This window comes from Pseudomonas sp. SDO5532_S415, from assembly GCF_054071155.1.
Genome location: NZ_JBSVWS010000191.1, coordinates 1 through 10,186 on the forward strand (window position 1 = coordinate 1; position 10,186 = coordinate 10,186).

Consider the following 10,186-nt stretch of genomic DNA (forward strand, 5'->3'; position numbering starts at 1 on the left):
ACAGTTGATCGCGTTTCCTTGTGGGAGCGAGCCTGCTCGCGAAGCTTTTGGGATCGGTAGGCATGCAACAATGTGTTCGATAAACGAACACTCAGTCGATTATCGGATTGTTTGAGGTTTTTCACAGGCTTAATCTTCAAGTCATTCCGGCGCTGCGCATCGGCGCCTTTTTCGACCACTGTTGGTTAATAACAAATGGGAGCCTGCCCCAATGGCTGAAATTCTTTCGCTGCATGACGCAGTGAAGCAATTCGTAAACGACGGCGATACCGTTGCGCTCGAAGGCTTCACTCACCTGATCCCGACGGCCGCCGGTCACGAAATCATTCGCCAGGGCAAGAAAGACCTGACCCTGGTGCGGATGACCCCTGACCTGATCTACGACCAATTGATCGGTGCCGGTTGTGCCCGCAAGCTGATTTTCTCCTGGGGCGGTAACCCGGGTGTCGGTTCGCTGCACCGTCTGCGCGATGCGGTCGAGAAACAGTGGCCCCATGCGCTGGAAATCGAAGAACACAGCCACGCCGACCTGGCCAACGCCTACGTCGCGGGAGCATCCGGCCTGCCGTTCGCGGTGCTGCGTGCCTACGCCGGTTCCGATTTGCCGAAGGTCAACCCGCTGATCAAGTCCGTGACCTGCCCGTTCACCGGTGAAGTACTCGCCGCAGTGCCTTCGGTGCGTCCGGATATCACCGTGATTCACGCGCAGAAAGCCGACCGCAAGGGCAACGTGCTGTTGTGGGGCATTCTCGGTGTGCAGAAAGAAGCCGCATTGGCTGCCAAGCGCTGCATCGTCACCGTGGAAGAAATCGTCGACGATCTCAACGCGCCGATGAACTCCTGTGTGCTGCCGACCTGGGCCTTGAGTGCCGTCTGCCACGTACCGGGGGGCGCGCATCCGTCCTACGCTCACGGTTACAACGAACGCGACAACCGCTTCTACCAGGCCTGGGACCCGATTGCCCGCGACCGTGAAACCTTCACCGCGTGGATCAACGAGTACATCCATGGCAGCGCTGACTTCAGCGAGTTCCAGGCCAAACTGGCCGCCGCTTCGGAGGCGAAGTAATGACTTACACCACCAATGAAATGATGACCGTTGCCGCTGCCCGTCGCCTGAAGAACGGCTCGGTGTGCTTCGTGGGCATCGGCCTGCCATCCAAAGCGGCCAACCTGGCGCGCCTGACTTCGTCGCCAGACGTGGTCCTGATCTACGAATCGGGCCCGATCGGTGCCAAGCCGAGCGTACTGCCGCTGTCGATCGGTGATGGTGAACTGGCGGAAACCGCCGACACCGTGGTCCCGACCGGCGAGATTTTTCGCTACTGGCTGCAGGGCGGACGCATTGACGTCGGTTTCCTCGGCGCGGCGCAAGTCGACCGTTTCGGCAACATCAACACCACCGTGGTCGGCGATTACCACGCACCGAAGGTCCGTCTGCCGGGTGCCGGCGGCGCGCCGGAAATTGCCGGTTCCGCCAAGAGCGTGTTGATTATCCTCAAGCAATCGGCGCGTTCCTTCGTCGATAAGCTCGACTTCATTACCTCGGTCGGTCACGGTGAGGGCGGCGATTCGCGTAAACGCCTCGGTCTGCAGGGCGCCGGTCCTGTCGGCATCATCACCGACCTGTGCATCATGGAACCGGAGGAGGGCACTCATGAGTTCGTGGTCACCGCGCTGCACCCGGGCGTGACCCGCGAGCAAGTGACGGCCGCCACCGGTTGGCCGATCCGTTTTGCCGACAGCGTCGACACCACTGCCGAGCCGACCGAGGTCGAACTGACCGCTCTGCGCGATCTGGAAGCCCGTACCGCAGCGGCCCACGGCCAAGCACCCGGAGAAGCGTGATGCGTGACGTTTATATCTGCGACGCCATTCGCACCCCCATCGGCCGTTTCGGCGGAGGCCTGTCGACGGTTCGTGCCGACGACCTGGCCGCTGTGCCAATCAAGGCGCTGATGGAGCGCAACCCATCGGTGGACTGGACGGCAGTGGACGAGGTGTTCCTCGGTTGCGCCAACCAGGCCGGCGAAGACAACCGCAACGTGGCACGCATGGCGCTGCTGCTGGCCGGGCTGCCGGAAACCATTCCTGGCGTCACCCTCAATCGCCTCTGCGCGTCGGGCATGGACGCCATCGGCACCGCATTCCGTGCGATCGCCAGTGGCGAGATGGAGCTGGCGATTGCCGGCGGTGTGGAGTCGATGTCCCGCGCACCGTTCGTGATGGGCAAGGCCGACGCGGCGTTTTCGCGCAACATGAAACTTGAAGACACCACCATCGGCTGGCGTTTCATCAACCCGTTGATGAAAGCCCAGTACGGTGTGGATGCGATGCCACAAACGGCGGACAACGTCGCCGACGACTACGAAGTGTCTCGCGAAGATCAGGACCTTTTTGCCCTGCGCAGTCAGCAACGCACCGCCGCCGCGCAAGCTGCCGGCTATTTCGCCGAAGAAATCGTCGAAGTGCGCATTGCCCACAAGAAAGGTGAAACCGTGGTCAGCCAGGACGAACATCCTCGCGCCGACACCACGCTGGAAGCGCTGACCAGGTTGAAACCGGTCAATGGCCCTGACAAAACCGTCACCGCCGGCAACGCGTCGGGCGTGAACGACGGCGCGGCGGCGTTGATCCTGGCCTCGGCCGAAGCAGTGAAAAAACACGGCCTGACCGCTCGCGCCAAAGTGCTGGGCATGTCCAGCGCCGGTGTCGCTCCGCGAGTGATGGGCATTGGCCCGGTGCCGGCGGTGCGCAAACTGACTGAGCGCCTGGGCGTGGCGGTCAGTGATTTCGACGTGATCGAACTGAACGAAGCCTTCGCCAGCCAAGGCCTGGCGGTGCTGCGTGAACTGGGCCTGGCGGACGACGCGCCTCAGGTCAACCCCAACGGTGGCGCCATTGCCTTGGGCCATCCATTGGGCATGAGTGGTGCACGGTTGGTGCTGACTGCGCTGCATCAGCTGGAAAAAACCGGTGGCAAGAAAGGTCTGGCGACCATGTGCGTCGGTGTTGGCCAGGGTCTGGCCTTGGCGATCGAACGCGTCTGACGCGCTCTGAAGACTGATAAGAACTGAGGAATGTTTCATGACTGACAAGCCTGGTTACCGTCGCCCGCAGGAAGGCACCCAGCCGCCTTACCTGCACCCGACCTACCAATCCACCAACCTGCGCTCGCCGTCCAAGCCGTTGGTGTTCCTGCCGCATTCGTTGTCGGAAATCACCGGGCCAACCATTGGCGCCGAGCGCGTCAATGAGAAGGACAACGACCTGACCGCCCAGCACCAGGGTGAACCACTGGGTGAGCGGATCATCATTCACGGCCGTGTGCTGGATGAGAACGGTCTGCCGGTACCGGGGATTCTGGTGGAGATCTGGCAGGCCAACGCCGCCGGTCGTTACGCCCATGCCCGCGACCTGCACGACGCGCCGCTGGACCCGAACTTCACCGGCACCGGCCGCACCGTGACCGACGCCGATGGCTGGTACCAGTTCCAGACCATCAAGCCCGGTGCCTATCCGTGGGGTAACCACCACAACGCCTGGCGCCCGGCGCACATCCATTTCTCGCTGTTCGGGCCGAGCATCCTGACGCGTCTGGTCACCCAGATGTATTTCCCGGGCGACCCGCTGCTGGCGTACGACCCGATCTACAACTGCGTGCCCGATACCAGCGCCAAAGAGCGCCTGATCGCCAGTTTCGATCTGGAAAAAACCATCCCTTCCTATGCCCTCGGCTATCGCTGGGACATCGTATTGCGCGGCCGCGATGCCACGCCGATGGAGAAATAAGATGACGCTGACTGCGACCACGTCCCACACCGTCGGGCCGTACTACCACATCGGCCTGACCTGGCTGAACCGCGAAAACCTGACCGTCGAACAAACCCTGGGCGAGCGCGTGGCGATCACCGGGCAAGTGGTCGATGGCAATGGCGATATTGTCAACGACGCGATGCTGGAAGTCTGGCAGGCCAACGCCGCCGGCAAATACGACCACCCGGAGGACGACCAGGACAAGCCCCTGGACCCGAACTTTGAAGGCTTTGGTCGGGTGCCGGTGGATGCTGAAGGGCGTTTCCGTTTCACCACGATCAAACCGGGCACGGTCGAAGGCCTCAAAGGCACGACCCAGGCGCCGCATCTGGTGGTGCTGGTGTTTGCCCGTGGCCTGGTCAAGCACTTGCTGACGCGGATTTACTTCGAGGGCGATCCGGCCAACGTGAACGATCCACTGCTGGAATGCGTGCCGGCCGAGCGTCGCGGCACCTTGTTGGCGAAGCAGGATGCGAGCGGTGTTTACCAGTGGAATGTGATTCTGCAGGGCACTGATGCGGAGACGGTGTTCTTCGATTATTGATCGAGCACAACAATACCTGTGGGAGCGAGCCTGCTCGCGAAGACGTCGTGTCAATGCCATCAATGCTGAATGACACACCGCTTTCGCGAGCAGGCTCGCTCCCACAGGGAATTCATGTTGCTGATCTTGCGGAACGGGACTGTTGCAAAATGTGTCTAGACTCTCACGGTCCCCATTGAGTGAAAAAACAATGACAACCCCTACAGCTACCATAGGTCTCTACACCGGCGAAGAGCGCAGCAAACGGATCTTCGCCATTGTCGGCGCTTCGTCCGGCAACCTCGTCGAATGGTTCGACTTCTACGTCTACGCCTTCTGTGCGATCTATTTCGCGCCTGCCTTCTTTCCCTCCGACAACCCCACGGTGCAGTTGGTCAATACCGCGGGCGTGTTTGCCGCCGGGTTCCTGATGCGACCGATTGGCGGCTGGATCTTCGGCCGTGTCGCGGACAAGCACGGGCGCAAGAATTCGATGTTGATCTCGATTCTGATGATGTGTTTCGGCTCGTTGCTCATCGCGTGTCTGCCAACCTACGCCAGCATCGGGGTCTGGGCGCCGATCCTGCTGCTGTTCGCCCGTTTGCTCCAGGGCCTGTCGGTGGGCGGCGAGTACGGCACTACCGCCACCTACATGAGTGAAGTTGCGCTCAAGGGTCAGCGCGGTTTCTTTGCGTCGTTCCAGTACGTCACGCTGATCGGCGGACAATTACTGGCGGTGTCGCTGGTGGTGATTCTGCAACAGTTCCTGACAGAAGAGGATTTGCGGGCCTACGGCTGGCGGATTCCGTTCGTGGTGGGTGCCATGGCGGCACTGGTTTCCCTGTATCTGCGTCGGTCGCTGAAAGAAACCACCAGCAAGGAAATGCGCGAAAACAAGGACGCCGGCAGCATCCGTGCGTTGTTCCGCGACCATAAAGCCGCGTTCATCACCGTGCTGGGCTACACCGCCGGTGGCTCGCTGATTTTCTACACGTTCACCACCTACATGCAGAAGTACCTGGTGAATACCGCCGGCATGCACGCCAAGACCGCCAGCTACATCATGACCGGCGCGCTCTTCCTTTATATGTGCATGCAACCGTTGTTCGGCATGCTCGCCGACAAGATCGGCCGGCGTAGTTCGATGCTGTGGTTTGGTGCCTTGGGTACGCTGTGTACTGTGCCGATTCTGCTGAGCCTGAAAAGTGTCAGCAGCCCGTTCGTGGCGTTTGTGCTGATCACCCTGGCCTTGGCGATCGTCAGTTTCTACACCTCGATCAGCGGCCTGGTGAAAGCCGAAATGTTCCCGCCGCAAGTGCGTGCACTGGGCGTCGGCCTGGCGTATGCAGTTGCGAATGCGATCTTCGGCGGATCGGCGGAGTATGTAGCTCTGAGCCTCAAAGCCGTGGGCATGGAGAACTCCTTCTACTGGTACGTGACGGTGATGATGGCGATCGCGTTCCTGTTCAGCCTGCGTCTGCCCAAGCAAGCGAAGTATTTGCACCACGACCTTTGATTCATACCCGCGGGCCTGACCGGCCCGCACTTGCAGGGACTGTTTATGAACCAGCGACCGGGCAATCAATTGTTTGATGCCTATTTCACTGCACGCGATATGCGCGACGTGTTCTGCGATCAGGGCCGGGTCCAGGCCATGCTCGACTTCGAGGCCGCGCTGGCCCGGGCCGAAGCGCGGGTCGGTCTGATTCCGCAAACCGCCGTGGCACCCATCGAAGCCGCGTGCCGGGCCGGGCATTTCGACTTTGCCGCCCTCGGCGAAGCGATTGCCAGCGCCGGCAATTCGGCGATTCCGTTGGTCAAGGCATTGGGCAAGCAGATCGCAACGCAGGATGCCGAGGCCGAACGTTATGTGCATCTGGGGGCGACCAGTCAGGATGTAATGGACAGCGGTCTGGTGCTGCAACTGCGTCGGGCACTGGAGCTGATCGACAGCGATTTGGCGCAGCTGGGGCAAACCCTCGCCACCCAGGCCCAACGTTATGTGGCCACGCCGTTGGCCGGACGTACCTGGTTGCAACATGCGACGCCGGTCACCCTCGGCATGAAGATCGCCGGCTGGCTGGGGTCTGTCACCCGCAGTCGTCAGCGTCTGCAAGAGCTCAAGCCGCGTTTACTGGTGCTGCAATTCGGTGGCGCTTCCGGCACCCTCGCGGCGCTTGGTGAGCAGGCGATGCCGATTGCCAAGGCTCTGGCCGAGGAGCTGCAACTGGGCTTGCCCGATCAGCCCTGGCACACCCAGCGTGATCGCCTGGTGGAGTTCGGCTCGGTACTCGGATTGATCGCCGGCAGCCTCGGCAAACTCGGTCGCGACATCAGCCTGTTGATGCAGACCGAAGCGGGCGAAGTGTTCGAACCGTCGGCGCCGGGCAAGGGCGGTTCTTCGACCATGCCGCACAAACGCAACCCGGTGGGCGCGGCGGTGTTGATCGGCGCGGCAACCCGCGTACCCGGTTTGCTCTCGACGTTATTCAGTGCCATGCCGCAGGAACACGAGCGCAGTCTCGGTCTGTGGCACGCCGAGTGGGAAACCCTGCCGGAGATTTGCTGCCTGGTGTCCGGCAGCCTGAAGCAAGCGCTGCTGGTGACGCAGGGGCTGGAAGTGGACGCCGGGCGCATGCTCCGCAACCTCGATCTGACCCAAGGCCTGGTGCTGGCCGAAGCGGTGAGCATCGTCCTGGCGCAACGGGTCGGGCGCGACGCCGCGCATCACCTGTTGGAGCAATGTTGCAAACGCGCCGTGGCCGAACAACGTCATCTGCGCGCGGTGCTTGGCGACGAGCCGCAAGTGACTGCCGAGCTGTCGGCTGAAGAACTCGATCATCTGCTGGACCCCGCCCACTACCTCGGACAGGCCCGCACCTGGGTCGAGCGAGCGGTGGCTGAACATTCTGCATTGACTGCCTGAAGGAGATTGCTGTGGCTTTTGTACAACTCGCCGAGGGCGAACTGCATTACCAACTCGATGGCCCGGTGGATGCGCCGGTGCTGGTGCTGTCCAACTCCCTGGGCACCGACCTGCACATGTGGAACGCGCAAATCCCCGCGTTCAGCGAGCATTTCCGTGTGCTGCGCTTCGACACCCGTGGTCACGGCCAATCCCTGGTGACACCAGGGCCGTACAGCATCGAACAACTGGGCCATGACGTTTTGGCGCTGCTGGATGCGCTGCACATCGAACGCGCACATTTCTGTGGGCTGTCCATGGGCGGGCTGATCGGGCAATGGCTGGGCATCAACGCCGGCGAGCGCCTGAACAAACTGATCGTGTGCAACACCGCGGCGAAAATCGGCGATCCGTCGGTGTGGAACCCGCGCATCGAAACCGTACTGCGCGACGGTGCCGCGGCCATGGTCGCCTTGCGCGATGCGTCGATTGCCCGCTGGTTCACCCCGGACTTCTCCGAGGCTAACCCGGCAGCGGCCAAGCAAATCACCGACATGCTGGCGGCCACTTCACCGCAAGGCTATGCGGCCAATTGCGCGGCAGTGCGCGATGCCGATTTCCGCGATCAATTGTCCTCGATCAAGGCGCCGCTGCTGGTGATTGCCGGCACCCAGGATGCGGTCACGCCGCCGTCCGGCGGGCATTTCATTCAGGAACACGTGCCGGGTGCCGAGTACGCCGAGTTCTATGCCGCGCACTTGTCCAACGTTCAGGCCGGCGCGGATTTCAGCGATCGCGTACTGGCCTTTCTGCAGGCTCGTTGAGGGAAAATCCGTGGACGAGAAACAACGTTACGACGAAGGAATGAAGGTCCGTCGCGCCGTTCTGGGCGATGCTCACGTTGACCGCAGCCTGACTACCCTGACCGAGTTCAACTCGGAGTTTCAGGAGATGATCACCCGCCATGCCTGGGGCGACATCTGGACCCGCCCGGGCCTGCCGCGCCACACCCGCAGTCTGATCACCATCGCCATGCTGATCGGCATGAACCGCGAGGGTGAGCTCAAACTGCACCTGCGCGCGGCCGCCAACAATGGCGTCAGCCGCGGCGAGATCAAGGAAGTGATCATGCAGAGTGCGATCTACTGCGGCATCCCGGCGGCGAACGCCACGTTCCACCTGGCGGAGTCGGTGTGGGATGAGTTGGGGGTTGAATCGCGGGAGTGATTCCCGGCGATTTGTGCCGCCAGATCTGACGCCATCGCGAGCAGGCTCGCTCTCACAGACGACCGCATTCCTTCAGGGAAAACTCGGTTAACTGTGGGAGCGAGCCTGCTCGCGAAGACGTACTTGAGATTTACAACAGGCTGATCGGATAGCTGATGATCACCCGGTTCTCGTCGAACTCGTTGTTGCTGTAGTCGCGGCGCATGGTCGAGTTGCGCCATTTCACGTTCAGGTCTTTCAGCGCGCCGCTTTGCACGGTGTAGCCCAGTTCACTTTCGCGCCCCCATTCCTTGCCATCGGTGATCGTGCCGGTGTGTACGTTATCGCCACTGATGTAGCGGTTCATCAGGGTCAGGCCTGGCACGCCCAGGGCGACGAAGTTGTAGTCGTGGCGCACTTGCCAGGATTTTTCCCGGGCGTTGTCGTAGCTGGAGTTGTAGCTGTCATTGGCCAGGGTGCCGCCGCTGGTGCCGTTGACCCGCATCCACGGGCTGTCGCCGGTGAGTTTTTGCAGACCCACATAAAAGGTGTTTCCACCGTATTTGGCCGAGAACAGACCGTACATCGTCTTGTTGTCCAACTCGCCGGCGCGGGCGCTGCCGTCATCCTTGCCGTAGAAGAAACCCAGGTTGGCGCCCAGGGTCCAGTCGCCGACGGGTTGGCTGTGGGTCAGGTTGATGAATTGCTGGCTGTAGATGTCCTTGAGATCGGCGTTCCACACACCGATCTGGGTGCGCTTTTCGTTGAACAGGTATTCGCCGCCCTGGAAATTGAACCGGTCCGAGGTGAACGCGGCTTTGCCGGTCATCGACATGTCATCCATGCTGCTGTCGTCGCGGGGGCTGTTCTGGCGGAACTGACCGCCGTAGAGCGTCAGGCCATTGATTTCCTTCGAGGTGATCTGGCCGCCACGGAAGGTTTGCGGCAACGAACGGCCATCGTCCGAACGCAGGATCGGCAGCACCGGCATCCATTCGCCCACCTTCACTTCGGTCTGCGACAGTTTGGCCTTGAACGCCACGTTGGTACGGCCGAAGTTGTCCGCCGGGCGCCCATCGCTATCCAGCGGCAGCAGTTGCGTACCGCCGGTGCCTTTGCCGCCATCGAGTTTCACCGAGTACAGCCCCAGCACATCCAGGCCGAACCCGACGGTACCCTGAGTAAAACCGGACTTGGCGTCGAGGATGAAACTCTGTGTCCATTCCTCAGCCTTGCCCTGCGTCTTGGTCGGGTTGGTGAAGTTGCGGTTGATGTAGAAGTTGCGCAGGTTCAGGTTGACCTTGGCGCCTTCGACAAAGCCCGGCTCCTCGGCCTGGGCGGGCAGGGCAGCGCTGGCCAGGGCAGCGGCAATCAGGCTGGGAACGAAGTACTGCGCGGTGGAAGGCGTCATGGGTTCGGGTCTCTCTAATTCTTGGGGATGAAACGGGGTAATGCCGCATCCGGGACGGTGCAGACATGAAGTCGACATGCTGGGGTGAAGCCTGGGGGATCAACCGGACAGGGCGGGGCGCGGGGGCATGGTGTCGAACCTGTTGTTATTGGTTTTGTGATTCGAATGGTGATGTGAATGTACTGGATGGTTCAATCTGTGAAAGCGGGTTCTGGGCGATTATCGAACCGAGATTGGCTCTGATTCCTTGTTGATTGTATTGGCCTCTTCGCGAGCAGGCTCGCTCCCACAGTTGACCGAGTTCCTCCAGAAATAATGCGGTCCC

Annotated in this window: 11 protein-coding genes; 9 read left to right on the forward strand and 2 right to left on the reverse strand. The window is 61.4% G+C overall.

Features of this window, described 5'->3' with window-relative positions; translation table 11 throughout:
* Positions 1-211: 211 nt before the first annotated feature.
* From ACW9HW_RS26260 to pcaC, 9 genes are all read left to right on the forward strand, one after another.
* Positions 212-1,069 carry a CoA transferase subunit A gene (locus tag ACW9HW_RS26260; RefSeq protein WP_008054173.1) on the forward strand — a complete coding sequence of 286 codons (858 nt, stop codon included), beginning with the start codon at positions 212-214 and terminating at the stop codon, positions 1,067-1,069.
* Positions 1,069-1,848 carry a CoA-transferase subunit beta gene (locus tag ACW9HW_RS26265; protein WP_457402190.1) on the forward strand — a complete coding sequence of 260 codons (780 nt, stop codon included), beginning with the start codon at positions 1,069-1,071 and terminating at the stop codon, positions 1,846-1,848. The genes ACW9HW_RS26260 and ACW9HW_RS26265 overlap by 1 nt, the downstream gene beginning before the upstream one ends.
* Complete coding sequence (pcaF, locus tag ACW9HW_RS26270; protein ID WP_170948691.1) at positions 1,845-3,050, forward strand: 3-oxoadipyl-CoA thiolase; 1,206 nt, start codon at positions 1,845-1,847, stop codon at positions 3,048-3,050. The genes ACW9HW_RS26265 and pcaF overlap by 4 nt, the downstream gene beginning before the upstream one ends.
* A gap of 37 nt (positions 3,051-3,087) precedes the next feature.
* Positions 3,088-3,792: a protocatechuate 3,4-dioxygenase subunit beta gene (gene pcaH / locus ACW9HW_RS26275; protein ID WP_095195405.1), complete on the forward strand. Its 705-nt coding sequence runs from the start codon at positions 3,088-3,090 to the stop codon at positions 3,790-3,792.
* Between the two features lies 1 nt (position 3,793).
* Positions 3,794-4,360 (forward strand): protocatechuate 3,4-dioxygenase subunit alpha, encoded by a 567-nt coding sequence (gene pcaG / locus ACW9HW_RS26280; protein WP_457402193.1) that lies wholly within the window; start codon positions 3,794-3,796, stop codon positions 4,358-4,360.
* Positions 4,361-4,550: 190 nt separating this feature from the next.
* Positions 4,551-5,855, forward strand: coding sequence for an MFS family transporter (locus ACW9HW_RS26285; RefSeq protein WP_457402194.1), 1,305 nt, complete (start codon positions 4,551-4,553; stop codon positions 5,853-5,855).
* A gap of 45 nt (positions 5,856-5,900) precedes the next feature.
* On the forward strand, positions 5,901-7,265 hold the full coding sequence (locus ACW9HW_RS26290) for a 3-carboxy-cis,cis-muconate cycloisomerase (protein WP_457402196.1): 1,365 nt from the start codon (positions 5,901-5,903) through the stop codon (positions 7,263-7,265).
* 11 nt (positions 7,266-7,276) lie between these two features.
* Positions 7,277-8,068, forward strand: a complete 792-nt coding sequence (gene pcaD, locus ACW9HW_RS26295; RefSeq protein ID WP_457402199.1) for a 3-oxoadipate enol-lactonase — start codon at positions 7,277-7,279, stop codon at positions 8,066-8,068.
* A 10-nt stretch (positions 8,069-8,078) separates the two neighbouring features.
* On the forward strand, positions 8,079-8,471 hold the full coding sequence (pcaC, locus tag ACW9HW_RS26300; protein ID WP_007976697.1) for a 4-carboxymuconolactone decarboxylase: 393 nt from the start codon (positions 8,079-8,081) through the stop codon (positions 8,469-8,471).
* A 130-nt stretch (positions 8,472-8,601) separates the two neighbouring features.
* Here pcaC and ACW9HW_RS26305 read toward each other — a convergent pair whose 3' ends face one another.
* A complete protein-coding gene (locus ACW9HW_RS26305) occupies positions 8,602-9,861 on the reverse strand; it encodes an OprD family porin (RefSeq protein WP_457402201.1) in 1,260 nt (419 codons plus the stop codon).
* A gap of 145 nt (positions 9,862-10,006) precedes the next feature.
* A partial coding sequence (locus ACW9HW_RS26310) for a hypothetical protein (RefSeq protein WP_457402203.1) occupies positions 10,007-10,186 on the reverse strand: 180 nt, incomplete at its 5' end.

What these genes read in the sequence shown, in the direction of transcription:
- ACW9HW_RS26285 (WP_457402194.1), top strand. Translation starts at nt 4,551, where the DNA reads ATGACAACCCCTACAGCTACCATAGGTCTCTACACCGGCGAAGAGCGC.
- ACW9HW_RS26260 (WP_008054173.1), top strand. Translation starts at nt 212, where the DNA reads ATGGCTGAAATTCTTTCGCTGCATGACGCAGTGAAGCAATTCGTAAAC.
- ACW9HW_RS26305 (WP_457402201.1), bottom strand. Translation starts at nt 9,861, where the DNA reads ATGACGCCTTCCACCGCGCAGTACTTCGTTCCCAGCCTGATTGCCGCT.
- ACW9HW_RS26290 (WP_457402196.1), top strand. Translation starts at nt 5,901, where the DNA reads ATGAACCAGCGACCGGGCAATCAATTGTTTGATGCCTATTTCACTGCA.
- pcaH (WP_095195405.1), top strand. Translation starts at nt 3,088, where the DNA reads ATGACTGACAAGCCTGGTTACCGTCGCCCGCAGGAAGGCACCCAGCCG.
- pcaG (WP_457402193.1), top strand. Translation starts at nt 3,794, where the DNA reads ATGACGCTGACTGCGACCACGTCCCACACCGTCGGGCCGTACTACCAC.
- ACW9HW_RS26265 (WP_457402190.1), top strand. Translation starts at nt 1,069, where the DNA reads ATGACTTACACCACCAATGAAATGATGACCGTTGCCGCTGCCCGTCGC.